Origin of the sequence: Gordonia sp. DT101 (assembly GCF_049844895.1) — a bacterium.
Lineage (GTDB): Bacteria > Actinomycetota > Actinomycetes > Mycobacteriales > Mycobacteriaceae > Gordonia.
Genome location: NZ_JBNCLX010000001.1, coordinates 1,064,029 through 1,087,884, shown reverse-complemented (window position 1 = coordinate 1,087,884; position 23,856 = coordinate 1,064,029). Strand labels below are relative to the sequence as shown.

22 protein-coding genes are annotated in these 23,856 nt (G+C 66.7%); 7 read left to right on the top strand and 15 right to left on the bottom strand.

All coding sequences use genetic code 11. The features are described from left to right. Window positions 1-224: 224 nt before the first annotated feature. The 4 genes from ACLQ3I_RS05235 to ACLQ3I_RS05220 are packed head-to-tail and all read right to left on the bottom strand — an operon-like array spanning window position 225 to window position 5,459. On the bottom strand, window positions 225-1,913 hold the full coding sequence (locus tag ACLQ3I_RS05235; RefSeq protein ID WP_425800305.1) for a dipeptide ABC transporter ATP-binding protein: 1,689 nt from the start codon (window positions 1,911-1,913) through the stop codon (window positions 225-227). Continuing rightward, the gene (locus tag ACLQ3I_RS05230; protein WP_425800303.1) at window positions 1,910-2,779 is read right to left on the bottom strand and encodes an ABC transporter permease; all 870 of its coding nucleotides are present in this window, start codon (window positions 2,777-2,779) and stop codon (window positions 1,910-1,912) included. The genes ACLQ3I_RS05235 and ACLQ3I_RS05230 overlap by 4 nt, the downstream gene beginning before the upstream one ends. Beyond that, entirely contained in the window at window positions 2,776-3,795 is a 1,020-nt protein-coding gene (locus tag ACLQ3I_RS05225; protein ID WP_425800301.1) for an ABC transporter permease, read from the bottom strand. The genes ACLQ3I_RS05230 and ACLQ3I_RS05225 overlap by 4 nt, the downstream gene beginning before the upstream one ends. Then, the gene (locus tag ACLQ3I_RS05220; protein ID WP_425800299.1) at window positions 3,792-5,459 is read right to left on the bottom strand and encodes an ABC transporter substrate-binding protein; all 1,668 of its coding nucleotides are present in this window, start codon (window positions 5,457-5,459) and stop codon (window positions 3,792-3,794) included. The genes ACLQ3I_RS05225 and ACLQ3I_RS05220 overlap by 4 nt, the downstream gene beginning before the upstream one ends. Before the next feature lie 185 nt (window positions 5,460-5,644). On the opposite strand from ACLQ3I_RS05220, the gene ACLQ3I_RS05215 reads away from it, so the two are divergent. Together ACLQ3I_RS05215 and ACLQ3I_RS05210 are read left to right on the top strand one after the other, a co-directional pair. Beyond that, window positions 5,645-7,027: an LLM class flavin-dependent oxidoreductase gene (locus tag ACLQ3I_RS05215; RefSeq protein WP_425800297.1), complete on the top strand. Its 1,383-nt coding sequence runs from the start codon at window positions 5,645-5,647 to the stop codon at window positions 7,025-7,027. Then, window positions 7,024-8,223, top strand: coding sequence for an acyl-CoA dehydrogenase (locus ACLQ3I_RS05210; RefSeq protein WP_425800295.1), 1,200 nt, complete (start codon window positions 7,024-7,026; stop codon window positions 8,221-8,223). The genes ACLQ3I_RS05215 and ACLQ3I_RS05210 overlap by 4 nt, the downstream gene beginning before the upstream one ends. Before the next feature lie 104 nt (window positions 8,224-8,327). On the opposite strand, the gene ACLQ3I_RS05205 is transcribed toward ACLQ3I_RS05210, so the two are convergent. After that, on the bottom strand, window positions 8,328-8,450 hold the full coding sequence (locus ACLQ3I_RS05205) for a hypothetical protein (protein WP_425793282.1): 123 nt from the start codon (window positions 8,448-8,450) through the stop codon (window positions 8,328-8,330). 148 nt (window positions 8,451-8,598) lie between these two features. Between ACLQ3I_RS05205 and ACLQ3I_RS05200 the strand changes: the two genes are divergently transcribed. Further along, window positions 8,599-8,748, top strand: a complete 150-nt coding sequence (locus ACLQ3I_RS05200) for a hypothetical protein (protein WP_425793281.1) — start codon at window positions 8,599-8,601, stop codon at window positions 8,746-8,748. Between the two features lie 21 nt (window positions 8,749-8,769). On the opposite strand, the gene ACLQ3I_RS05195 is transcribed toward ACLQ3I_RS05200, so the two are convergent. After that, window positions 8,770-9,357 (bottom strand): histidine phosphatase family protein, encoded by a 588-nt coding sequence (locus ACLQ3I_RS05195; RefSeq protein ID WP_425800293.1) that lies wholly within the window; start codon window positions 9,355-9,357, stop codon window positions 8,770-8,772. A 119-nt stretch (window positions 9,358-9,476) separates the two neighbouring features. Continuing rightward, complete coding sequence (locus ACLQ3I_RS05190) at window positions 9,477-10,898, bottom strand: phytoene desaturase family protein (RefSeq protein WP_425800291.1); 1,422 nt, start codon at window positions 10,896-10,898, stop codon at window positions 9,477-9,479. A gap of 276 nt (window positions 10,899-11,174) precedes the next feature. Here ACLQ3I_RS05190 and ACLQ3I_RS05185 point away from each other — a divergent pair, with 276 nt between their 5' ends. After that, window positions 11,175-11,984: a DUF1266 domain-containing protein gene (locus ACLQ3I_RS05185; protein WP_425793278.1), complete on the top strand. Its 810-nt coding sequence runs from the start codon at window positions 11,175-11,177 to the stop codon at window positions 11,982-11,984. On the opposite strand, the gene ACLQ3I_RS05180 is transcribed toward ACLQ3I_RS05185, so the two are convergent. Together ACLQ3I_RS05180 and ACLQ3I_RS05175 are read right to left on the bottom strand one after the other, a co-directional pair. Beyond that, entirely contained in the window at window positions 11,919-12,545 is a 627-nt protein-coding gene (locus ACLQ3I_RS05180) for a hypothetical protein (protein ID WP_425793276.1), read from the bottom strand. The genes ACLQ3I_RS05185 and ACLQ3I_RS05180 overlap by 66 nt on opposite strands. A gap of 48 nt (window positions 12,546-12,593) precedes the next feature. Further along, window positions 12,594-13,310 (bottom strand): hypothetical protein, encoded by a 717-nt coding sequence (locus ACLQ3I_RS05175; RefSeq protein WP_425800289.1) that lies wholly within the window; start codon window positions 13,308-13,310, stop codon window positions 12,594-12,596. 253 nt (window positions 13,311-13,563) lie between these two features. Here ACLQ3I_RS05175 and ACLQ3I_RS05170 point away from each other — a divergent pair, with 253 nt between their 5' ends. Both ACLQ3I_RS05170 and ACLQ3I_RS05165 read left to right on the top strand, forming a co-directional pair. Then, complete coding sequence (locus ACLQ3I_RS05170; RefSeq protein ID WP_425800287.1) at window positions 13,564-14,523, top strand: phosphotriesterase family protein; 960 nt, start codon at window positions 13,564-13,566, stop codon at window positions 14,521-14,523. Between the two features lie 41 nt (window positions 14,524-14,564). Further along, window positions 14,565-16,067, top strand: a complete 1,503-nt coding sequence (locus ACLQ3I_RS05165) for a long-chain-fatty-acid--CoA ligase (protein WP_425800285.1) — start codon at window positions 14,565-14,567, stop codon at window positions 16,065-16,067. An 84-nt stretch (window positions 16,068-16,151) separates the two neighbouring features. Here the strand turns inward: ACLQ3I_RS05165 and ACLQ3I_RS05160 are convergent, their stop codons facing one another. Genes ACLQ3I_RS05160 through ACLQ3I_RS05145 form a run of 4 tightly spaced genes read right to left on the bottom strand, consistent with a single transcriptional unit; the run spans window position 16,152 to window position 19,938 of the window. Continuing rightward, complete coding sequence (locus tag ACLQ3I_RS05160) at window positions 16,152-16,790, bottom strand: TetR/AcrR family transcriptional regulator (protein WP_425793271.1); 639 nt, start codon at window positions 16,788-16,790, stop codon at window positions 16,152-16,154. A gap of 4 nt (window positions 16,791-16,794) precedes the next feature. Next, window positions 16,795-17,844, bottom strand: coding sequence for a phosphotransferase family protein (locus tag ACLQ3I_RS05155; protein WP_425800283.1), 1,050 nt, complete (start codon window positions 17,842-17,844; stop codon window positions 16,795-16,797). Beyond that, window positions 17,841-19,106: an acyl-CoA dehydrogenase family protein gene (locus ACLQ3I_RS05150; protein ID WP_425793269.1), complete on the bottom strand. Its 1,266-nt coding sequence runs from the start codon at window positions 19,104-19,106 to the stop codon at window positions 17,841-17,843. The genes ACLQ3I_RS05155 and ACLQ3I_RS05150 overlap by 4 nt, the downstream gene beginning before the upstream one ends. Before the next feature lie 10 nt (window positions 19,107-19,116). Continuing rightward, entirely contained in the window at window positions 19,117-19,938 is an 822-nt protein-coding gene (locus ACLQ3I_RS05145; RefSeq protein WP_425793268.1) for an SDR family oxidoreductase, read from the bottom strand. 172 nt (window positions 19,939-20,110) lie between these two features. Here ACLQ3I_RS05145 and ACLQ3I_RS05140 point away from each other — a divergent pair, with 172 nt between their 5' ends. Then, window positions 20,111-20,266, top strand: a complete 156-nt coding sequence (locus ACLQ3I_RS05140) for a DUF6131 family protein (RefSeq protein WP_190267130.1) — start codon at window positions 20,111-20,113, stop codon at window positions 20,264-20,266. Window positions 20,267-20,374: 108 nt separating this feature from the next. On the opposite strand, the gene ACLQ3I_RS05135 is transcribed toward ACLQ3I_RS05140, so the two are convergent. After that, the gene (locus tag ACLQ3I_RS05135) at window positions 20,375-21,358 is read right to left on the bottom strand and encodes a TauD/TfdA dioxygenase family protein (protein ID WP_425793267.1); all 984 of its coding nucleotides are present in this window, start codon (window positions 21,356-21,358) and stop codon (window positions 20,375-20,377) included. Window positions 21,359-21,448: 90 nt separating this feature from the next. Further along, window positions 21,449-23,788, bottom strand: coding sequence for a sulfatase-like hydrolase/transferase (locus ACLQ3I_RS05130; RefSeq protein ID WP_425800281.1), 2,340 nt, complete (start codon window positions 23,786-23,788; stop codon window positions 21,449-21,451). Window positions 23,789-23,856: the final 68 nt, after the last annotated feature.

Genomic DNA, 23,856 nt, shown 5'->3' with positions numbered 1-23,856 from the left:
GGCGAGAAACTGCGCACGATCGACGGAGGACTTTGCCCGGCCCCGGCGGAGGTGCCATGAGCATCACCCCACAGGTCCGTTGGCCGCATAGTGCGGTCAACGGAGCCGTGGGGTGATGGTGGTGCCAGACGCGGGGTCTAGCGGGCGCGGTATGCGGAGGTCTGCCCGATCGGCGAGATGCGCGTTGCTGTCGGCGAGGAACTGGGACCGATCGACGAGGTGGGTCAGGCGACGAGTTGGTCGGCGTCGATGGTCGGGACGGCGGCGAGGAGTTCGCGGGTGTACGGATGCTCCGGTTCGCCGAAGACCTTGTCGGCACCGCCGTACTCGACCACGTCACCGTCGCGCATCACCAGGATGTCGTCGGCGACGTGATGGATCACCCCGAGATCGTGCGAGATGAACACCAGCGCGACACCGGTTTCCGCCTGCAGCCGCGCGAGCAGATCGAGGATGCGCGCCTGGATCGACACATCCAGGGCCGAGACGGGCTCGTCGCACACGATCACCGATGGTTCTGGTGCGAGGGCCCGGGCGATCGCCACCCTCTGTCGCTGGCCGCCGGACAGATACAGCGGGTGACGGCGCCGGAACTCATCCGACAACCCGACGTGATCCAGCAGTTCCGACACCCGCTCGTCGACGGCCGCGCCGCGGAGGGCGCGTGAACGCAGGCTGTCGCGCAGTATTCGTTCGACGTTCCACCGGGGATCAAAGGAGCTCAGCGGATCCTGGTAGATCACCGAGATCTGGTGGCGGTTCGTGCGGCGATCGGCATCGTTCAGCGCGCTCCACGGGCGGCCGTTCAGTTCGACGGTGCCGGAGTCCGGTGCGGTGAGGCCAAGCACGATCCGTGCGGTGGTGGTCTTGCCGGAGCCGGACTCCCCGACGATACCCAGCGTGCGGCCGGGGGCCAGGTCGAAGCTCACGTCGCGCACGGCCGCGCGGGCGGACTTGTCCTTGGCCACGAAGGACTTTCGCAGCTCCCGGACGCGCAGCGCCGGTGGCTGATCCGACGACGCCACCGCTACGGGCGGGTCGGGCAGCGTCTCACCGCTGGTGAGCAGGGTTCCCTTGGATGTCCGCGACGGCACGGATGCCAGCAGGTTGCGGGTGTACTCGTGGGCGGGCCGTACGAGGATGTCGGAGACCGGCCCGTATTCCACGATCTCCCCGTCCCGCATCACCGCGACCCGGTCGGCCAGCCGGGACACGACGGCGAGGTCGTGCGAGATGAGGATCACCGCGTTACCCCGCTTCTTGGCGCCGGCCAACACATCCAGGATCTGCGCCTGGACGGTGGCGTCGAGAGCGGTGGTCGGCTCGTCGGCGATCAGCAACTTCGGGTCCTGCGCCAGGGCCGACGCGATCAGCGCCCGCTGCCGCAATCCGCCGGACAGTTCGTGCGGACGCTGACCCGCGCGCACACGTGGCTCGGGCACGCCGACCAGACTCAACAGTTCGACGACCTTCTCCTCCCGTTCGGCGCGGCGCAGAGCGGCGCCTCCGAACCGGACGCCGTGATGCGCACTCCACGCCTCGGCGATCTCGCTGCCGACGGTCCGCAGCTGATCGAGCGACACGAGGGCATCCTGCAGGACGAAGCCGATCTCCCGGCCGCGCACCTGCCGCCACTGTCGGTCGGTCAGGCCGACGAGCGACCGCCCATCGAACGTGATGGAGCCTGAATCGATCTGCGCGCGATCCCCGGTCAGTCCGATGAGGGTGCGCGCTGTCACCGATTTGCCCGATCCGGATTCGCCGACGATGGCGAGGCATTCGCCTGCGGCAACACTGAACGACACTCCCTTGACCACCTCCCGGCCGTCGAAGGCGACGCGTAGGTCACGGACCTCGGCGAGCGGCGTCGTCTCGAGGGTCGCGGTGGACTCGTCGGTCAACAGTGTGCTCATCGGATGGTTCCTTCCAGTCGGGCGCCCAGGTGACGACCCACGGTGGTGAATGCAAGGGCCACGACCACGATGATCAGCCCGGGGAAGATCTCCAGCCACCACGCGACGGTGATGTAGGTGCGCCCGGCATCGAGCAGAGCGCCCCATTCCGGAGCCGGCGGCGCCACACCGAGACCCAGATACGCCAATCCCGAGGCCCAGATGATGGCCTGCCCGATCCCGAGGGTTGCGGTGACGATCATCGGACGGAGCGCATTGGGGGCGATGTGCTGGAACAGGATTCGGGGGCGTGAATGTCCGAGTGCGGTGGCCGCCTCGACGTATGGCGCGTTGCGCACGGTCAACACCTGGCCCCGCACGATCCGGGCGTACCCGGGCGCGATCCCGATCCCGATCGCGAAGATGAGCGTGGACGACCCCGGGCCGAACACGGAGGTGAGGAGCAGTCCGAGCAGGATGGTCGGGAATGCGAACATCACGTCGATCCACCGGTTCGCCAAGGCCTGCGCGACGCGGCCCGAGAGTCCCGCGGCGACGCCGAGCAGCACGGCGAGGACCAATGCCAATGCGACGGCGCCGAATCCGATGGCGAGGGATTGACGAGTGCCGAAGATGATTCGGCTCAACAGGTCTCGCCCCGACAGGTCGGTACCGAACGGATGGGCCCAACTCGGCGGCGTGAGGGTAGCGTCGAGATTCACCGCGAGCGGATCGTACGGCGCGAGGAGCGCCGGGACCACCGTTGCCACGAGCAGCACGACAAGCACCACAAGAGCTGCGGTGACGGTCGGAGGAAACGGCCACCGACGACCCCGGCGCTGTGCGGGCGAGGACGTGGCGGCGGGGGTCGGCGACAGGGCGGTCATGGGATCTCGATCCGGGGGTCGATGACGGTGTAGAGGAAATCCACCACCAGGTTGGCGATGGTGTAGATCGCGGCGACCAGCACGACGATGCCGCTCACGAGCGGTACGTCGCGGGAACTGGCTGCCGCCACGAGCGTCTGACCGATTCCGGCGCGGGCGAAGACCGTCTCCGCGATGACCGCGCCGGAGAGCAGTGCACCCATCGCCCATCCGGACACCGTCACTGCCGGTATCACCGAGTGCCGCAACACATGACGAGCCCGAACGGATAGATCGCCGAGCCCTCGGCTGCGAGCGGTGAGGACAAACGGCTGGTCCAGCGCCCTGGCGAACTCGTCACGGGCGATGCTGCCCAGGAATCCGGCCAGCGGGATCGCCAGGGTCAGGACCGGCAGGACCAGCCCCCGCAGTCCGGTGCCGCTCTCCACCGGGAACCACGCGAGGTCGATCGCGAAGACCACGAGCAGGATCGACCCCAGCCAGTACTGGGGCAGACCGGCACTCACCGTCTCCAGGAACGCGCCGAGTGCACCGAACGGTCCCCGCCGCCCCGCGGTCAGGGTCGTGGTCGCCAACACCAGCAGCCATGCGACCACCAACGCACTGACAGTCAGCACCAGGGTGGGCCCGATCTGCTCGGCGATGATCTGCGTGACCGGTTGCTGCAGTTGGAAAGACGTGCCGAGGTCGCCATGTAGAAGGCCTTGCAGATAGTGCAGGTACTGCTGCCAGATGGATTCGGTGAACCCGTACTGCTCGTTGACGGGTGCGATCTCGTCGGGAGTCCGCTCACGGCTCTCCCCCGACGACAGGTTGAGCAGCAGCGTCGCCCGATCGCCGGGCGCGAGCACCTGGAGCAGGCAGGTGATGGTGGCCGCCGCCCAGAGTACGAAGATCGCGGACCCCAGCTTGCCGAGCCACCGCAACCACCCTGCACCGGCGCCGCCCCGTCGGCGTCGAGGCAGGGCCGGCACGCGGTTGCCGCCGGTCGCCGTAGAATCGACCACTGTCGTCATCGCACGAACCTCGCATCCGAGAAGACCGGTTCACCTTGGGATTTCTCGATCCAGACATCGTGCAGCCGAGGCGAACTCGCGATCGAGGTCGTCTGGGTGTACAGCCCGATCGCGAGAGCCTTGTCACCGATCAGCTGCTGAGCGTCGCCGTAGAGCTTCTGCTGCTCGGCAGGATCGGCCGAGCTGTTCGCCTTCTCGATCAGACCCTGCAGAGCCGGGTCGTTGTAGAAGGCGTTGTTGTACGGATTCGGATTGTCGTCCAGACGTTGCCGCCAGTTGATGTACAACAGCCCGGGCGTCGGGCTGGTCCAGTAACCGACGTAGGCGTCATAAGTCGGCGCCTTGGCGTACTGGCCCCCGAAGTACTCGCTCTGCGTCGCGGGTACCAGCTGGATGTCGAACCCGACCTGGCGAGCCTGAAAGGCGATGTCCTGCAGGATTGCTGACCCTTCCGGACCGATGATGGCGTCCGCGGCGTAGACGACCCGCGCACTCAGGCGCCGGCCGTCCTTTACCCGCACGCCGTCGTCGGCGCGCTGGCTCCACCCGGCCTGGTCGAGGAGGGCGGCGGCCTTCGCCGGATCCCGCACGTAGGCGCCTGCGGTCGCGTCGTAGTCGGGCGTGCTCTGGCTCAGCGCTCCGTTCGGGTTGTACGGCACCACACCGAGATACGCTGTCTCGACAGCCTTCTCACGGTCGGCCGAGTAGGCAAATGCCTGTCGGACCCGGACATCGTCGAACGGTGCGTGGTCGGCGTTGAGGGTTATCGCGTTCGGCCGTCCCGGTGTCACGTACTGGCGGGTCTGGAATCGCCTGGCCGCGTCGGCCCAGTTGATCGCGGGCACGTTGTAGATGACATCCGACGATCCGCTGGTCAGTGAGCCGTACCGCAATACCGGGTCCTTGAGGAACTTCCAGATCACCTTGTCGACGTATGCCGGGCCCTGATGCTTCGCGTTCGCCGGCGCCGAGTTGTAATCCGGGTTGCGCAAGAAGGTGATGCTGCGGTTGCGGTCCCATCGATCGATGATGAACGGTCCCGATCCGACCGGTTTGGAACAGTTGGCCTGGGCACCCCGCGCAAGGGCGGTCGCTGATTGGATGCCGAAGTATCCCTGGGTGAGGACGGTGAGCAGCGGGCTGTACGGCGACTTCAGGTGCAGCGCAAAGGTGTTGCGATCGACCGCCTCACCACCCGCATAGTACTGGCCGATGTAGGCGTTGACGGTGCCGTTCGGCTTGTCCGGGTCGAGGTAGGCGTCGAAGTTCGTCTTGACCGCCGCGGCATCGAGAACGGTGCCATCGGTGAAGTGGACGTCGGGCTTCAGGTGGAAGGTGTAGGTCAGTCGATCGGGCGAGATCTCCCAGCTGGTGGCCAACCACGGCACCGGCTTTCCCGAGTCGTCGAGAGACACGAGGTTGTCGAGGTACTGTCGCGCCAGGTAGGCGTTCTGCACCCAGCCGCCGTGGATGCACGGTGGTTCCTGCTCGTGTCCGTACTCGATGACACCGCCAGTCGCGTAATCCCCGGGGGACGCCGCGACGCCGGTGGAGTTTCCGTCACCTGTCTCTGGACCTTGCCCACAGGCCGCGAGCACAGCCATTGCCGACAGACTCACGGCAAGCAGCACTCGAGCCCGCGCTGGGCGGACGGATCTGGGCACGGGGGGATCTCCTCGTTCGGCTGGGGCTCGACGTCACGGCGATGTCGGCGGCACGACCGGTGCGCGAGCAGCGCACACGGCGGTTCGGCGAGAACGGTAGCGATCAGCGCCGCCCACGTCAGGTCTTGAGTTCACGGTGAGCGCAACACCCCGGCACGAGCACCCGGCTGACTAGCGTCAGGAGAGTGGCACAACCAAAACCCTTGCGTTTCTCCGCCTTTGTGATGAACACCACCTCGCACATCCTGCATGGGGCGTGGCGGGTTCCGGGCGCACAGCAAACCGACTTCAACTCTTTGGAGCATTGGATCGACCTCGCGAAGACGTTGGAGGAGGCCCGATTCGACTTCATCTTCTTCGCCGACGTCGTCGGGCTCTACGACGACTATCAGGGCGACTGGAAGAAGTTCGTCGACACCGGTCTGCAGATCCCCAGCAATGACCCGCTGGTCCTTGCATCCGCGCTGGCCTCGCACACCGAGCATCTGGGGATCGCGGTCACCAGCTCGATCCTGCAGGAACACCCCTTCGATTTCGCCCGCAAGATCTCCACTCTCGACCATGCCTCGAAGGGCCGGATCGCGTGGAACATCGTGACGAGTCTGTCGTCGAACGCGTGGCGCAACTTCGGTTACGACGGCATCACTGCACACGACGACCGTTACGCATGGGCCGACGAGTATGCCGACGTGGTCTACAAGCTGTGGGAAGGCTCGTGGGACGACGACGCGCTCGTGCAGGATCAGCGCAGCGGCGTCCACGCCGACTTCGACAAGGTGCACAAGATCCACCACCAGGGTGAGCGGTACCGCGTCGAGGGCCCGCATCTGGTCGCGCCGTCGCCGCAGCGCACTCCGATCCTGTTCCAGGCCGGGTCGTCGCACACCGGGCGCCGGTTCGCCGCCCGCAACGCCGAGGCCCAGTTCATTCAGTCCCCGAACCCGGAGGCGGCCCGAGGACTCGTCGACGACACCCGACGGCTCGTGGCCGAAGCGGGCCGCGACCCGCACGACCTGAACTTCTTCCAAGGACTCTCGTTCGTGATCGGCAGCACCGAGGAAGAGGCGCAGCGCAAGTCCCGCGAACTCGACGAGTACATCGATCCGAGCACCATCATCGCCCACTCCGCCGGCGGCCTCGGAGTCGATCTGGGGTTCTACGACCTCGACACCCCGGTCGGCGAGATCCGTACGGAGGGAACCCAGAGCACCCTGCTGTGGCTGCGCGAGGCGGTGCCGGATCGCGAGCCGACAGTCCGCGACCTCGCCGAACTGCGGAGTCGAAGCGGCCGCGTGGTGGGCACGCCAGAGCAGATCGCCGACCGTCTCGAACTATGGCGTGACGCCGGGGTCGACGGGATCAACGTGATCAACGCGACGATCCCCGGCAGCTATCTGGAATTCGCGGAGCACGTGCTGCCGGTGCTGCGAGACTGCGGCCTGGCGCAACGTGAATATTCGCCGGGCACTGTGCGACACAAGCTGACCGGACGTGACCGCCTGCCCGACACCCATCCGGCAGCGCGCTACCGCGGCGCGTTCGCCGAGGCGGTGGAGGTACCGGCATGACGGTCGTGACGAGGATCTCCGCCGACCGCGTCGATGTGTTCGCGGAGATCGCCGCGGACGCCGCGGCGCGAGAGCGCGCAGGCAGCGACCCGCACGAACAAGTGCGGCTCCTGGCCGAGACCGGATTCACGGCGATCACCCTCGACGACGACACCCGTTCCGGCGCCGACATCGTCGAGTTCTTCGAGTTCCTCGTCGAGCTGGCCCGGGCCGACCCGATCGTCGCCCACATCCTGCGAGCTCACTACTGGTTCGTCGAGCAGATCCGACGGTTGCCACCCGGTCCGGCCCGCGACCGGTGGGCCGCCGAGATCCGCGCCGGGGCGATTTTCGGCAACGCAACAAGCGAACGTACCGGCGACGCCGGTGCCAAGGCATTCCGCACCGAGTTGCGTCCGATCGACGGGGGCTGGCTTCTGACCGGCGCGAAGTTCTACAGCACGGGGACGGCCTTCGCCGACTGGGTCTCGGTGGCGGCGACGGTGCGTGGCGGCGAATCGGGTGATCAGATCGCCCGGGTGGTGTTGCCGGTGGACCGGGAGGGCATCGCGATCGTCGACGACTGGGACGGGATCGGACAGCATCGAACCGGAACCGGCTCGACAAATCTCTCCGATGTCCTGGTGACACCCGACGACGTGCTGGCGTTCAGCGATCCCGGGTCGGTGCGACCGGCCGTGAACGACGGCCCCTTCCTACAGCTCTATCTGCAGGCGTTGATCACCGGCATCCTGCTGTCGGTCGCCGACGACGCCGCCGAACTGTTGCGCTCGCGGACCAGGACCTTCGAGCACGCGCCGGATGCGGCGCCCCGACAGGACGCGGTTCTGCTGCAGACCGTCGGCGAGATCGACGCGGCGGCACACGTGTCGCGGTCTGCTGTTCTCGCGGCCGCGCGGGACGTGGAGGCGGCGTTTGCTCCGGCACGTAGCGGCTCAGTCGACCCGGACCTGTTCACCCAGGCGTCGGTGGCGGCGGCGCGGGTGAAGGTGCACGTCGACCGGATCGGTCTTCGCGCAGCCGCCGATCTCTTCGACATCGGCGGCGCGTCGTCGGCGAGCCGGTCGAAGAATCTCGATCGTCATTGGCGCAACATCCGGACCGTCACACTGCACAATCCGACGTCGTACAAAGCGATTGCCCTCGGCGACCGGTTGGTGAACGGTACGCCGCTGCCGACGAACGGCTACTTCTGACCAGCAGACGCCTCTCACCTCGGAGGGAGGCGCCCAACACACAGCAACCCCGCCGCGGCATCTGCCACGGCGGGGTTGTGGTAGAACGGCGAAGGCCGGTCAGCTCACTGCCAGACCCAGAGCCAGCGACGCGAGCGCTGGTCGAAGTGGCGGACCCGCCGGCGACGCCGCGCGGGGGCCTGCGGGGCGCGGCGGGTGTTGTTGTTGTTCTGCTTCGGAGTGGGCATCGTCGGCCTTTCTCGATGGTGAGATCCGGTGCGGATCTCGTTGACACCATTGAGATTGCGCTACGCGACTTGTGGGATCCTCGACGCCGGCTGGGAGGTTCCTGGGTGGGTGTCACCGACCGCTGATCGGAGGAATCTGCGCTTCTCCATGACGTCGGAGGCCGTGGCGGCTGTGACCTGGATGGTCGAGCGGACCGTCACCCAGCACATCCTGCATCCGCGGGAGTCGTCGGATGACCGGTTGGTGGCGGCGTTGTCGCGCACCATCTGGTTGACGATCACGGCCGGGGCGCAATGACCGACGGCAGGCCGTCGAGTCTCACCGTAGGTGATCGATCTCGTTGACCGACAACACCTGTCGATGGCCGCCTTCGAGAGCGAGCACTCGGGTCACCGACGTGTAGTACGGCTCGACGAAGAACATGCTCGCAGTGCCGATCACATGCGACAGGTACGCGTTGATGACCCCACCGTGACAGACGATCGCGACCACCCCGACGTCCGCGGGTGCGGCCACCTCCTCGATCCCAGCGACCACGCGCTCGCGGAACACCTCGGGATCGAAGGTGTTCTCCCCGAGCCGTCCACCGTTCATGTCCTTCAGCAGCAGACTGCGGTCGGTGTAGGCATCCACGGCGCCGTAGGTGGTCCAACCGTGGTCGAGTTCGACGAGCCGCTGATCGGTGGCCACGTCCAGGGACAGCGCTTCGCGCGCAAAACCCGCGGTCTGCGCAGCGCGACGCATGGGGCTGCTGACCAGCCGGTCGACCTTGCCATACCGGTCGTCGGCCAGCGCCGCGGCGAGCCGCTTGGCCTGCTCCTCGCCCTCGGGGGTCAGGTCCGGGTCAGCACCGTTCGGATCGTTCAGCCGGAACGGCTGGGCGTGGCGGATGAGCAGGAGTTCCATCTGTTCAGTTCACCGTATGGGCCATCGCGGCAGGCCGGCGGGGCTGGGAAGGCCGGCCTGCTCGGAGGACATGGTTGCTGTCGGCGGGATTCGGGTTGCCGCCGGCGGGGTTCGGGTCGTCAGGATCGCCGCGGTAGCGACCTCAGCGCCGACGAAGCCGCGTGGTATCCGCACAATCCGTGGATGCCCGCTCCCGGCGGCGTCGACTGCGAGCACAGGAACACCCCGTCGACCCCGACGGCATATGGATCGAGAGCGAGCCTTGGGCGCACCACCATCTGCAGTCCGTCATTGGCACCACCGATGATGTCGCCGGCCGCGAAATTGGGGTTGTACGAATGTAATTGCTCGGTGCCGGCGCTTGCGGTGGCGATGATGCGCTCCCGGAAGCCGGGGGCGAATCGCTCGATCTGCGCGGTGACCGCCTCGGTGGCATCACCGTCGTATCCGCGGGGCACGTGAGCGTAGGCGTAGATCGGATTGACGGTTCCGTTGCTCCGACTGGGGTCCGCGACGTACTGCTGACCGAGCAGCACGAAGGGGCGGTCGACCATCACACCGGCTGCCCGACGGCGTTCGGTGTCGCGGACCTCGTCGAAGTCCCCACCCAGGTGGACGGTTCCGGCGCGGACACAGTCAGGGTTGCTCCATGGGATGTCGCCCTCGATCGCGAAGTCGACCTTGAATGCCGAGGCACCCACGCGATACCGCTGATAGGCCCGCGTGATCCGGGCGGGCATCTCGTCGCCGTAGATCGCGAGCGCCTGGGCCGGGGAGAGATCCAACAGGACGAGGTCCGCATCGGGAATGTCGGCGCGAGAGCTCACCCGCACCCCGGTCTCGATCTTGCCGCCGGCATCGGTCAGCGCCGCGGCCGCGGCGGCGGTGATCGCTCCCGAGCCACCTTCGGCGACCGGCCACCCGTAGCGATGACCACTCGCGGCGATCATCAGGCCGAGGGCGGCGGTCAGCGGGCGGTCGAGGCGCGAGAACAGATGGGCGGAGATGCCCCCGTAGAGGGCACGTCCACGTTCGGTACGAAACCAGCGGGCCAACACCGTAGCCGGCAAGAGCGCGCGCGGACCGAAGGCGGCGAGCCTGAGCGGGTGCGCGGGAACGTTGACGATGGGCCGGAGGAGATCGTGCCCGAGGTCGTCGAAGTTCCGGGCGAGATCTCCGAACGCCAGCTGCCACCGCCGTCCGTCCTCACCGAGTCCGGCCGCGGTGGCTTCGACGGACTGGTAGAGCAGGCCTGCATCTCCCGAATCGAGCGGGTGCGCGCAGTCGATCTCGGGCCACTTCCAGGTCAGCCCGTACTTCTCGAGACCCACTTCCGCCCAGAACGGCGACCCGACCCCGAGCGGGTGAAACGCCGAGCAATAGTCGTGGATGACGCCGGGGACGGTGAGCTCGCCCGACCGCGCTCCCCCGCCCACCGTGTCCGATGCTTCCAGAACCTGCACGTCGACGCCGTTCCGCGCGAGACGCAAGCCTGCGGCGAGCCCGTTGGGCCCGGCCCCGACAACGACTGCAGTGGTCATCGCCGCGCCCGATTCCGAGAGTCGGAAGCCTTGTCCTGGTCGGCGTGAGCGTCGGATCTCGTCGTCATGTCGGCCATAGACCCAGCATCTGTCAGGTCAGAGCACGCGTCAACGCCGGCGCTCGCTCTCACCACGACGGTTACTGGGCACGATCGACGAGAAACTGGGCACGATCGACGAGAAACTGGGCACGATCGGCGGAGATGGCGCCCACGGCTGGCGAGACGGGACGTCCGGGCGGGTCTGCCGGACGGCGCTGCCGCTACCCTCATCGATGTGTCCATCTCGCCGATAACACCGTTCCCCTCCGGGGAGAGGTCGTCGTTGGGGAGGCCGTTCATCTGGCACGGCGACGCACCACTCCCCGAACGACCACAGGCCGCGCTGAATGTCGGCGCCCACATGTGGATCTCCAATCAGTACGCATGCGACACCATCGCTCTCGACGACGACCCGGAGTTACTGCGCACCCGCATGCGCGACTGGTGGGGTATCACCGACGACGTCTCGGCCAGGAAGACCGTCGGCCTGCTGCTCGACGGCATGCACAGTTCGACGTTCGAGGTGATCGCACCGCTGGTGGCAGAGGCGACGAACAGGACGCCAGGTCACGACCCGGAGGTCCACCGAGAGTTCCTCGCAGCGCGGGCGGCCGCCCGCGGCGAGTCACCCGGCCACTGGATCGGCCACTACAACGCCCTCTACAACCTGCGCACCGCGAGGTTGCTCCGGAACACGGTTTCCGACAGACACTTTCCCACCCACATCCGCGCCTGGGACCTCGGTCGACTGCCTTTTGTGGTGCGGACCTGCCTGAGCTCGGGTTACCTCGAGGTCGACGAGTGCTGGCCGATGCTGTTCGCCGCGCTGGACTCGGCCCGGAGTTACTACGCCAATTGGCGGCAGTTCGCGCACGGCGTGGTGATCGGGCGCGCCTACTGGAGTGCACTCACCGACATCGGCAAAGCAGGCGACGCGGCACAGGTTGCCGGCAACTGGGTCAATGCCCTGCTGGTCCGGTCAGACAGTCCGTGGCGGCGGATGCCCCTCTGGCCCGAGGAAGAGCCGCAACGTCGCGTTCCGTAGCGCATCGTCATCGAGGGCCCCGGTGTCGAATGCGTCCTTGAGTTTGCGGAAGCGGGCGAAATCGTCGGTCACCCCGCGATCGTCGGCGCGCTCGAGCCGGCCGCCGCGGTCGTCGAGCATGGTGCGCGAGACGCACCAGTAGAGCCGGTCGTACAAGGACTCGCCGACCAGCGCATTGGTGAAGAACAGCTTGGTCGTCGCCTCGTAGTCGTGCAGATAGAAGATGCGATACCCGTCGTCGGTGCCGCCGTCGGTCATCTCCAGGGCCGCCTCCACGGGGAGCTCGTACGCGTAGCCCTCCCTGCTCTCCGTCGGCACACTCACCATGATCACGCGTCGCGTGGTGACGGCCATGATCCCCCAGACACCGCGGAGCCAGGCGTTGCGCGCCGCGAGGAGGAGCTCGTCGTCGCGCAGGTAGGCGATGAGCCGGTCGAGCTTGCCGTTCGGCTCGGACTCCCACCAGAGCGCAGCGGCGATGTCGGGACGGTGCGGCGACACCGGACCGTGCGCGGTGGCCAGTCCGGTGAGATGTGCGAACGGTGTGTCGGCATCACTCACAGCAAGCAATCTAGTTGCTCGTTCGGGCGATGCGCGACGGGTACGCCCTCAGCCCGCGGTGGCCACCTTGTCGATTGCCTTGACCAGCGTCGTGTTGAAGACCACGGCGTCGGGAGCGCCGAGCAGGCCACCCGAGGTCACCGCCACCGAGTAACCACCAACCGTCGCCCACCCCAGCAACGAGGTCGCCGTCACCTCCCGACCGTTGACCGTCGACGTGCTCGTCTGCTTGACGGCGAACACATCGTCGGCCCTGGAGTCGGGCACATCCATCGGGGTGTTCACGATCGTCGACGACGATCCCGCCGCGTCACCGTTCTTGATGGCGGCGGTGACCTTTTCGCAGTCGCCGGTCATCGACTTCCGGATGGCCGTCATGTCGCCATGGTCAGCGGTGACGACCTCCGCGAGGGTCGTCGAGCCGAGCGCCGCGACCAGCATGCCCATCTCGGACATGTCCATCGTGTCCGGAATGGCGCTCGGCGGCGCGCAGGCGGCCGGGCTGATGTCGGCGCCCCTGGTGGCGTCGAGCATGCCGTCGGCGGACTTCTGCATCTGGTCCGCCGGGATGGGCATCTCCTGGTACCCGCGCGGCAGTTCGGAACCGCTGAGCACCAGATCTTTTGGCGGGACGGTCACATCGGATCCCGCCGGGGACGTGTCGGCTGCCGCCGCGTCGGACCCGGCACCCCCGCATCCGGCCACCATCGTGATGGTCGCCATCGCGGCCATCGCACTCGTCATCACCCGCACCGATGCTCGCACCGGCCCACCCCCCTGGTCGAAGAACGTCCCCCAGGTCGAAGAAACGTCGCAGTGGAGAGTAGCCGACCCGCGAGATCCGCTCCGCCGGCCGAATGACATGTGGCGGCGGGATCATCCGTCTCGAAGCACCGACGACGGGATCGGGCGCACGCACCTCGAGGAGCAGTACATCTTGAAGTTGAACTCATCCTCAAATACAGTCGCCCGGAGTGAGCCAGACCACACCCTGGTTCCCACGTCGCGAAGGACACACATGAGCACCGTCAACACCGTCACCGGCCCCGTCGACTCCGCCGAGCTGGGCAACGTTCTCGTCCACGAACATGTCTTCGTCCTCGGCGAGGAGTACCGGCAGAACTATCAAGACGACTGGGACGAGGAAGAAAAGATCGCCGAGGCGGTCCGCGACCTCCGCGAACTCAAAGGCCTCGGCATGGACACGATCCTGGACCCGACGGTGCTCGGGCTGGGCCGCTACATCCCGCGCATCCAGCGCATCGCCGAGCAGATCGATCTGAAGATCGTCGTCGCGACCGGGCTCTACACCTACAACGACATTCCCTTCCAGTTCCACTACACCGGCCCCGGCCTACTGTTCGACGTGTCCGAACCACTGGTCACGTTCTTCACGAAGGACCTGACCGAGGGCATCGCCGACACCGGGGTCAAGGCCGCGTTCCTCAAGTGCGCAATCGAGGAGCAGGGCCTGACGCCCGGCGTGGAACGGGTGATGCGCGCGGTCGGACAGACCAGCGCGCAGACCGGAGCGCCGATCACCGTGCACACCAACCCGCACACCCAATCCGGACTCGTTGCGCAGCAGGTGCTCTCCGAGGAGGGTGCCGACCTGAGCAAGGTGGTGATCGGGCATTCGGGCGACTCGACCGACCTCGACTACCTGATGAAGATCGCCGACGCCGGGTCGATCCTCGGGATGGACCGATTCGGGCTCGACGTCCTGCTGCCTTTCGACGACCGGATCAACACCGTGGTCTCTCTCGTCGAGAAGGGTTACGCCGATCGGATGGCACTGGCCCACGATGCCGCCTGCTTCATCGACTGGTTCGATCCCGAGGCCAAGCGCCAGGCCGTGCCCAAATGGAACTACCGGCACATCAGTGAGGACGTGCTGCCGGCACTGCGTGAGCGTGGGGTGAGTGACAAGGACATCGACACCATGTTGGTCGACGTCCCCCGTCGCTATTTCGAGTGATCGGTTGCACCGCAACACTTCTCCACAAAGACAGGAACACCATGGCCAGCACTGTCGCCAGCCTCTGGGCTTTTGCGGACGACGCACCCGACCGACTCGCCGTCCGTGCAGGCGATCGGGAACTCACCTACGCCGCCCTCCGGGACCGGATCGCGCGGAGCGCCGCATCGCTCGCCGGACTCGGTGTGCGCGAGGGTGATCGCGTCATTCTCATCGCGCCGTCGATTCCCGAGTTCGTGATCACCTATTACGGACTCCAGACGCTGGGTGCCACGGCGATCACGATGAACGTGATGTCGACGTCGCCAGAGATCGACTACGTGCTCGACGACTCCGGTGCATCGCTCGTCGTCGCGTGGCACCACTGCGCCGACACCGCCCGGCGCAGTGCGGAATCCGCGGGCATTCCGTTCCTGGAGGTGGGTCCTTACGAGGAGGCCATCGATCTCCCCGAACCGGTGCCGTCCTATGTCGACCGCTCGGATGACGACGTCTCGGTGATCCTCTACACGTCCGGCACCACCGGTCGGCCGAAGGGTGCGGCGCTGACGGTCGGGAACATCAACGCCTGTCCCGTCGCCTTCCGGCAGCTGATGGAGGTGACCACCGACGACCGGTGGGCGACCGGCCTGCCCTTGTTCCATGTGTTCGGTCAGGCGATCGTGATGAACTCGGCGTTGTCGCAGGGCTGCAGTCTGTCGTTGATGAGCCCGTTCGACCCGACGGCATTCCTCGACCTGCTGCGCGATCAGAAGATCACCATCTCGTGCGGCGTCCCGACGATGTGGAACGCCATGTTGCAGGTGGCCGAGGGCTACTCACCCGATGATTTCCGCGCACTGCGGCTGGCCGGCTCGGGCGGGGCCGCGCTGCCGGCGGAAGTGATCCGTGCGTTCGAGGAGAAGTTCGGCTGCAAGATTCTTGAAGGTTACGGCCTCACCGAAACATCCGGTGCAGCAACATTTCACGACATCAACGGCCGCCCCGTCGTCGGGACCGTGGGTCCGGCGCTGCCCGGAACCCAGGTCGAGGTACGCGATCCCGACGGCCTGGTGGTCGGTGCGGATGTGGTCGGCGAGATCTTCCTCAAGGGTCCGACCGTGATGAAGGAGTACTGGAACCGGCCTGACGCGACCGCGGCCGAGCTGATCGATGGATGGTTCAAGACCGGCGACCTGGGTGCCATCGACGACGCAGGCAACGTGCGGATCGTCGACCGGGTCAAGGACCTCATCATCCGGGGTGGCTACAACGTCTACCCGCGCGAGGTGGAGGAGGTGCTCTACGAGCACCCGGACATCGTCGAGGTGGCAGTGGTCGGCGTGCCGGATGACCACTACGGAGAAGAGATCGCCGCGGTGATCACGCCACGCCCGGGAGCGACCATCGATCCGGATCGGCTACGCGACTGGACGAAGGAACGGCTCAGCGCCTACAAGGTGCCGCGGATCGTGCAGACCGTCGACGCGTTGCCCAAAGGTGCGACCGGCAAGATATTGAAGCGGGCAATCGATCGGGAGACGTTGCGGAGGGTCGCGCACTGACGACGGGGGTTGCTCTCGGCGAGATTCCGGTTGCTGTCAACGAGATTCCGGTTGCTGTCGGCGAGATTTCGGTTGCTGTCGGCGTCAGGTGGGACGGCGCAGTCCGATCGCGTTGACCCACAGTCGGGTGGCGGTGAACACCAGCTCGTCCATGTCAATCTCGTCGCCGAGACCGAAGCCGTAATACGCCATCCGGGAGACCATGCCGGAGAGGGCGCGTGCGGCCGCCAGCGGATCCAGATCGGGATCGGCGAGGCCCCGGGCCTGGAGCTCTCTGATGCGTTTCGCGTTCCGCTCCGCAAAGACCTGCCCTCGACGACGCCGGGTCTCGCGGAACTCGGTGCTGAGGCCTGCGACCTGTTCGCGAACCAGCATCAGCTGCGCATTCCGCCGGTAGGCCTCGAAGTACGCACGATTGGCCGCCTCGATCACCGCAGTCGGATCATCGTCGGATGCCGGCTCGACGTGCGGCAGTCCGGGATGCAGCATGTCCTCCTCCGCCTCGGCGAGGACGGCGTCGAGGATGTCCTCTTTGCTGTCGAAGTACGTGTAGAAAGAGCCGGTCGCGCAGTTCGCCTCCGCGGTGATGTCGGTCAGCCGGGAATCGCTGAAGCCGTCGCGCTCGAACACCGTCCGCGCCGCGGAGATCAACGCCGAACGGGTCCGCTCACCCCGCGGGGTGAGCGGACGCGATCGGGCGGGTGCGCCGTCGGCTTTCGGCATGACGCTATAGTCCCGCGTCGTCGGCCACGGCCACCGCTCGGGCCACGAAATTGTCGACATGGGCCGGGGTCGGCACGCCGGCGGCCGCTCGATTGGACGGGTTCTCGCGCGCCCTCCGCAGAACGCCTTCGGCGATGATCGCGACCTTCCAGAGCCCCAGTGCGTGCCAGTACCGCAGGGCCTGTGGATCGCGTCCGGTTCGCTCGAGGTAGGCCTGCGCCAGCTGATCACGGCCGGGAAATCCTTCCATGACCTCGACCGGGTCACCCAGCACGACGGCGTCGGTCCGTTCCGGCCAGTAGGCCAGGGTGCTGCCGATGTCGGCGAGCGGATCGCCGAGCGTCGACAGTTCCCAGTCCAGGACCGCCGACACCGCTCCCGAGGCCGGACCGACCATCACGTTGCGGATGTGGAAGTCGCCGTGCACAAGAGTCGTCTCGTGCTGCTCCGGGATGTTGTCGGACAGACGCGCAGTGAGGGTGTCGAGGTCCGGGATGTCGCGCGTCTTCGACTTCTCCCACTGTGCACTCCACCGCTTGAGCTGGCGCGGCGCATAGGGCTTGTGACTCGCCAGGTCCGAGAGCCCGACCGCATCCAGATCGACGGCGTGGATGTGGGCGAGGGTTTCCGTCATCGCCCGGCCGACGGCGCCCCGGATGTCTGGCGAGAGCGCCTCGCCCGCACTGCGATCGGTCAGCACCGACCCGTCGACGAACTCCATCGCCACGATCGGCACCGGGCCGACAGCGGCGTCGTCGCACACCCCATAGATGTGCGGGACCGGAACGTCGGTCGCCGCCAACGCGTCGAGAATCCGTGCCTCGCGGGAGACGTCGTGAGCCGAGGCCAGCAGGTGACCCACCGGTGGCCGACGGAGCACCCATTGTCCGCCGGCCTCGTCGCGGACCCGATAGGTCAGGTTCGACTGACCGAAACCGACACGGGAGCAGGTGATCTCACCCGAAGTCTCGACGCCCACCGTTCGCAGCCACCCGACCAGAGCGGTCATGTCGGTGTCGGGGATGAGCATTCCGGTCGTCGCGCCTGCGCTCATCGGGAGACGAGCGCCTGATCCGAGACGCCCGCCACCGTCTCCGGGGCCGATGCAGCGTCCCGATACGGCCGGAGCTCTCGACGGGCGATGGCCCGCTTGTGGACCTCGTCCGGGCCGTCGGCCAGACGAAGGGTTCGGATGTGGGCGTACGCCATCGCCAGTGGGAAGTCGTCGGTGACGCCGCCACCGCCGTGCACCTGGATCGCGCGGTCGATGATCTTCAGTGCGATGTTGGGTGCGGCGACCTTGATCGCAGCGATCTCGGTGGCGGCGGCCTTGTTGCCGACCGTGTCCATCAGGGCCGCAGCCTTGAGCGTGAGCAGCCGGACCATCTCGATGTCGATGCGCGCCTCGGCAATCCAGTCCTGGATGTTGGCGCGGTCGGCGATCGGCTGTCCGAAGGTGACACGCTGGGTGGCGCGTGTACACATCAGTTCCAGGGCGCGTTCGGCGATCCCGATGGTCCGCATGCAGTGGTGGATGCGGCCGGGGCCGAGGCGGGCCTGGCTGATCGCGAAGCCCTCACCCTCGCCCTTGAGCACGTCCTTCGACGGGACGCGGACGTTCTCGAAGACGAGTTCGCCGTGGCTCTCGCGGTCGACATAGCCGAAGACGGGGAGGTTGCGCAGGATGGTGAGGCCCGGCGCGTCGGTGGGGACCACCATCATCGACTGCTGCCGATGGGTGGCGGCGCTCGGATCGGTCTTGCCCATCACGATGAGGACCTTGCAGTCGGGCCGAACCGCGTTGGAGGCAAACCACTTGCGGCCGTTGAGCACGTACTCGTCGCCGTCCCGGACCATCGAGAGCTCGACGTTGGTGGCGTCCGAGCTCGCGACACCCGGCTCGGTCATGGCGAACGCGGATGCGATCTCACCGTCGAGGAGCGGCTGGAGATAGAGCTTCTTGTGCTCGTCGGTCCCGAAGAGCGTGAGCACCTCCATGTTGCCGGTGTCGGGTGCGTTGCAGTTGAAGACCTCCGGGGCCCATGCCACGCGTCCCATGATCTCGGCCAACGGTGCATATTCGAGATTCGTCAGCCCGGGGCCCCACTCGGCGTGCGGGTGGAAGAGATTCCACAACCCGGCTTCTTTGGCCTTCGCCTTGAGCTCCAGCAGGATCGGCGGCGTCGCGTGGGGGTTGTCCGACTCGCGCATCTGCTGGTCGAACACCGCCTCGTTGGGGTAGACGTGGCTGTCCATGAACTCGAGCAGCTGCGCACGGTACTTCTCGGTCCGTTCGGACGGGTTGAGCAGATCCATCGGTGACTCCTTACGACGTGGCTTCTGTGAGACCCTGTTGGTACCGCCGCATCCCGCTCAGCCAGCGGTCGTAGTCGGCACTCTTGTGCCGGTACATCTCGAGCACCTCGGGATGGGGGAGGATGAGGAAACGTTCGTCTCCGAGGGCCTCGATGACGGTGTCGGCGACCTCTTCCGGAGTCAGCACGCGACCGGCGGTCTCGACCGCGCGCTGCATGAGTCGCGCATCCTCGTCGTCGGGAACGTGGTCCGGACGCAACAGCTTGGTGTCGACGCCCATCGGGCACAGGCAGCTCGCCCGGACGCCACGGTCGCCGTAGGTGATGTTGAGCCACTCCGCGAATCCGACGGCCGCGTGCTTGGTCACGGAGTAGGTGGCCGAGCCCAATTGGGTGAGCAGGCCGGCCGCGGACGCGGTCCCGACGAAGTATCCGCCGCCACGTTCGACCCACTCCGGAACGAGTCGTCGGGCAGCGCGGATGTGACCCATCACGTTGACGTCGATGACCTGCGACCACTCGTCGTCGGAGGCGAACAGCCCTGGAGCACCGCCGATTCCGGCGTTCGCAAAGTACATGTCGACGGGACCGAACCGTGATTCGGCGAGTTCGATGACCGCGTCGATGTGGGCCGTCGAAGCGGCGTCACCCGCGATGGACGCCACCGCCCCGGGCGCCGAGGTCTCGATCCCGGTCACCACGGCCTCGAGGGCGGTCGGGTTCAGATCGGTGACGACCACCCGGGCACCTCGAGTGACGAGTGCTCGGGCGATCGCGGCGCCGATTCCGCCGGCGCCACCGGTCACGATGGCCACTTTGCCGTCGAGTTGCATACACATCCCTCTGCCGCCGAATTTGAAGGTGAACCTACTTGAAGTTGTGTTCAGGTTCAAGTGTGGCGAAAGGATGACAAATCCCCGCCGCGTGTCGATGCCGGACTAGGCTGGCATTACGGGCACTTGCAGCAGCGTCGAGTGCGTGTTGGTCTATCGCAAGGAGACACACGTGATCATTCTCGGCATCGTCCTACTGGTTCTGGGGTTCATCTTCAGTATCCCGATCCTCTGGACGATCGGCATCATCCTGATCGTGATCGGCGCGATTCTCGCCGTTCTCGGTGCGACCGGCCGTGCGGTCGGCGGGCGGGCGCACTACTACTGACGATCAGGTCGAGAACTCGACCCGTCAGCACCACGCAAATGCCGCGGCCGGCGGACACAGATGTCATGTGTCCGCCGGCCGCGGCGTTTGTCAGATGAGATCAGGCACTCACGCAGCGAAGACCCCGAGACGGTTCGGCTGTTCGACTCCCGAGTAGTGCGAGGCATCGCCCTGCAGCACCTGGCTGCGCTCGCCGCGCACATCGACCGGGACGTCGCCGGCGAGGGTGATGCGATGCAGTTCGCGCTTCTGGTTTCCGTAGTCGGCGATGCCGTAGTGCTGGGTTGCCCGGTTGTCCCAGATCGCCACGTCACCCAGACGCCAGTTCCAGCGGAAAGTGTTCTCGAGCTTGGTGATCCGTGCCTGCAGCAGTTGGTAGAGATCGGCGAACTCGGCGGACTTGAGTCCCCGGAACTCCTTCGCGAAGTGGCCCAGCAACAGACTCCGCTCACCTGTCTCCGGATGGACCCGGACCACCGGGTGCAGCGTCTGGTACTCGGTGCTGGTGAACTCCTGGTAGTTGTCTGCCTTCCTGGAGATGTCCACACCACCCGACGGTTCCTTCAGACCGACGTAGTCGTAGAGGTTGCTGTGGGTCGCCCAGAGCTCTTCGGTCAACGCCCGCAACGGCTTCGGCAACTGCTCGTAGGCGGCCACCGTCGACGCCCAGGTGGTGGCACCGCCGTACTCCGGCAGAGTGACCGCGCGCAGGATCGATGCCTTGGGGATGCGATCGACAAAGGTGACGTCGGTGTGCCAGCTGTTGGCGGCACCCTCGATGGTCAGCAGTTGGGTTCCACGCGAGGTGACCGTCGGGTGCGGTGCGGTCGGGTCACCGAGCGATTCGGCGAACGCATACTGCGTCTCGTCGTCGAGGTGGTGCTGATCGGTGAAGACCACCACCTTGTTGGTGGCCAGCGCAAGCCGGATCGCCTCCACCTGTTCGGTCGGCAGATCGCCGCCGAGACGCACCTGTCCGATCTTGGCGCCGATGTGCTCACCGAGCTTGTCCACCGTGATGCCTGCGTCACGGTAGACCTCTCGGGCACGCGCATCCCGGTCCGCCCGTTCGTCGATCTGTGCCAATGTCATTGGGAAATCCTTTCTGTTCTTTCGCTCCATTTCCGCACAGTTCGGCGCGGCAATCGAGACCTGAAATCACGACGATTCGAAGTCCGTGCGTCAGTCCGCGTGATGCTCCGCGCTCTCGTCGATGGCATGCCGGACCCCGCTCGGGACTCGAACCGGGCCGGGCCGGTAGGTGACCGCGCGCAGCGCCGGACCGAACCGGAAGACCCCCTGCCGCGCACGGAGATCGGGATCCACCGGACCGCGCGCATCGAGGCCGACCGAGATACCCGTCCATGGCGCCATGCCCACCAGCTGGAACTGATCGGGCAGCTTGGCGACCACCGACGTCTGACCAGCATCGGTGACCTCGATCGAGAAATCCCAGCGCACCTCCGGTGTCGCGACGGCACGAACGGTCACAACGGATACGTCGTCGGGTAGCGGAGCGGAGGCACGGGCGAGTCTGCCGTAGCTGTTGAAGACGAAATGCACTGCCGCATCCTCGACGTACAGCAGATAGCCACCCTGCGGGTCGCCGTGCGCGACGAGCACCCCCTCATCGGAGCGGGTCCAGTCGACGAGATCCACCTCGATCTCGAAATCCCGATAGGCGATCAATCGGCTCGACCGGTATCGCTCCAAGGTCGGCGTGCCGGCGAGGATGCGGACCGGTTCGCTGTACCGGCTCTCGGCCGGACGCCGCCGGATCTGATCGGCGGGCGTATCGAACAGCGGGAACACCGTGTTGCGCCAGGCCGCGTCCTCCCACGCCTGCGCGAGTTCGGCGACCCGACCGGGTTGGCCCGCCGCCAGATCCGTGGTCTCCGCAGGGTCGGCGGTCACGTCGTAGAGTTCCCACTCCGGATCGTCGACCTTCGCCGGATCGGTGTGCAGGGACACCAGTTTCCACCCGTCCCGATAGAACCCGCGGTGTCCGCCGAACTCGGCGTATTGCTCGGTGTGCGCGGACTCCGCCGACCGGTCCCGCAGGAACGAGGCCGCGCTCACCCCGTCTCGATCCTGGGCCGGCTTGCCGAATCGGTTCGCGGGAGTCGGGATGCCTGCGAGATCCAGCAGGGTGGGTGCCACGTCGGTGACGTAGGAGTACTGACGCCGGACGCCGTTGTCGACGGGATCCCGCTGCAAACCGTCGGGCCAGGAGATCACGAACGGCACCCGGACCCCACCCGCAAAGGTCTGACCCTTGTAGAAGCGGAACGGCGTGTTCGACGCCTGGCCCCACCCGCGCGGATAGTGCACGCCCAGGGCGGCGGAACCGATCAGCTCCTCGTCGTGCGGCACGTCACGCTCCCAGTCCGCCGGAACCGGACCGTGCACGAATTGGCTGAAGTACGAGCGGGTACCGACCGGGCCACCCTCCGCGGTCCCGCCGTTGTCCGAGGTGAACACGATGATCGTGTTGTCCAGTTCGCCCAACTCGGTGAGCGTGTCGACGATACGTCCGACGCTCTGGTCCACACTGTCGACCATCGCCGCATAGACCTCCTGATAGCGCTCGAAGCGGTCCTGTTCGTCCGGCTCGAGGCCATCCCACGGGGGCGCGTCGTAACCGGGAGTGGTGTTGCGCTCGGCGATCGGGGTGTCCGGGTCGAACAGGCCGGCATCGACCTGCCGCTGGAAACGCCGCTGCCGGACCACGTCCCAGCCCTCGGTGTAGCGTCCGCGGTATTTCGCGAGATCGGATTCCTTCACCTGGTGCGGACCGTGCATGGCGATGTGGGCGAAGTACAGGAAGAACGGCCTGCTCCGATCCTGCGCCCGCAGCGCCTTGATCTGACCGACGGCCCGATCGGTGAGATCGTCGGTGACGTAGTAGTCATCCGGATACTCGTCGACATCGACAACCGAATTGTCGGAGATCAGCTGATTCGGGTGGAAGAACGAGTTGAGCCCCTCGAGCGATCCGTAGTAGCTGTCGAAGCCGCGCTGCACCGGCCACGAATCCCGGTTCCGGCCCGGTCCCATGTTCGCGTCGCGGACCAGATGCCACTTGCCCACCGCGTACGTCGCATAACCGCTCTCCCGCAGAGTTTCCGGCAATGTCAGCACGTCGTCGGCCAGCTCGAGCCGAAGGCCCGGGTACCCCGGATCAGAGTTGGCCACACTCCCGTAACCGGCGCGGTGTGGGTTGAGCCCGGTGAGCAATGCCGCGCGGGCCGGCGAACAGACCGGCGTCGTGTGATAGTTGCTCAGCCGCAGACCTCGCCGCGCCAACGCGTCGATGTTCGGCGTGTCGATCTCGGCACCGAACGGGCCGATGTCGGAAAAGCCCATGTCGTCGACGAGCACGACGACGATGTTCGGGGCTCCCGGCGGTGCGGTCCGCTCGGCCGGCCACCACGGCTGCGAGACCGACGATGTCCGTCCGACGGTGCCGCCGAAGTCCGCGTAGCCGCGGGACTCCTCCGGAGGACTCTGGTGCTGCGCCATGGGATCCGTTCTTCTCGTCCTGTCGCGATCGCACGGTGACACCGTGCGTCACAGCACCTTTCAGACAG

What these genes read in the sequence shown, in the direction of transcription:
- ACLQ3I_RS05155 (WP_425800283.1), bottom strand. Translation starts at nt 17,844, where the DNA reads ATGAGCGCAGGCGCGACGACCGGAATGCTCATCCCCGACACCGACATG.
- ACLQ3I_RS05160 (WP_425793271.1), bottom strand. Translation starts at nt 16,790, where the DNA reads ATGCCGAAAGCCGACGGCGCACCCGCCCGATCGCGTCCGCTCACCCCG.
- ACLQ3I_RS05195 (WP_425800293.1), bottom strand. Translation starts at nt 9,357, where the DNA reads ATGGAACTCCTGCTCATCCGCCACGCCCAGCCGTTCCGGCTGAACGAT.
- ACLQ3I_RS05225 (WP_425800301.1), bottom strand. Translation starts at nt 3,795, where the DNA reads ATGACGACAGTGGTCGATTCTACGGCGACCGGCGGCAACCGCGTGCCG.
- ACLQ3I_RS05230 (WP_425800303.1), bottom strand. Translation starts at nt 2,779, where the DNA reads ATGACCGCCCTGTCGCCGACCCCCGCCGCCACGTCCTCGCCCGCACAG.
- ACLQ3I_RS05210 (WP_425800295.1), top strand. Translation starts at nt 7,024, where the DNA reads ATGACGGTCGTGACGAGGATCTCCGCCGACCGCGTCGATGTGTTCGCG.
- ACLQ3I_RS05130 (WP_425800281.1), bottom strand. Translation starts at nt 23,788, where the DNA reads ATGGCGCAGCACCAGAGTCCTCCGGAGGAGTCCCGCGGCTACGCGGAC.
- ACLQ3I_RS05190 (WP_425800291.1), bottom strand. Translation starts at nt 10,898, where the DNA reads ATGACCACTGCAGTCGTTGTCGGGGCCGGGCCCAACGGGCTCGCCGCA.
- ACLQ3I_RS05235 (WP_425800305.1), bottom strand. Translation starts at nt 1,913, where the DNA reads ATGAGCACACTGTTGACCGACGAGTCCACCGCGACCCTCGAGACGACG.
- ACLQ3I_RS05150 (WP_425793269.1), bottom strand. Translation starts at nt 19,106, where the DNA reads ATGGATCTGCTCAACCCGTCCGAACGGACCGAGAAGTACCGTGCGCAG.
- ACLQ3I_RS05170 (WP_425800287.1), top strand. Translation starts at nt 13,564, where the DNA reads ATGAGCACCGTCAACACCGTCACCGGCCCCGTCGACTCCGCCGAGCTG.
- ACLQ3I_RS05135 (WP_425793267.1), bottom strand. Translation starts at nt 21,358, where the DNA reads ATGACATTGGCACAGATCGACGAACGGGCGGACCGGGATGCGCGTGCC.
- ACLQ3I_RS05200 (WP_425793281.1), top strand. Translation starts at nt 8,599, where the DNA reads ATGACGTCGGAGGCCGTGGCGGCTGTGACCTGGATGGTCGAGCGGACC.
- ACLQ3I_RS05145 (WP_425793268.1), bottom strand. Translation starts at nt 19,938, where the DNA reads ATGCAACTCGACGGCAAAGTGGCCATCGTGACCGGTGGCGCCGGCGGA.
- ACLQ3I_RS05205 (WP_425793282.1), bottom strand. Translation starts at nt 8,450, where the DNA reads ATGCCCACTCCGAAGCAGAACAACAACAACACCCGCCGCGCCCCGCAG.
- ACLQ3I_RS05165 (WP_425800285.1), top strand. Translation starts at nt 14,565, where the DNA reads ATGGCCAGCACTGTCGCCAGCCTCTGGGCTTTTGCGGACGACGCACCC.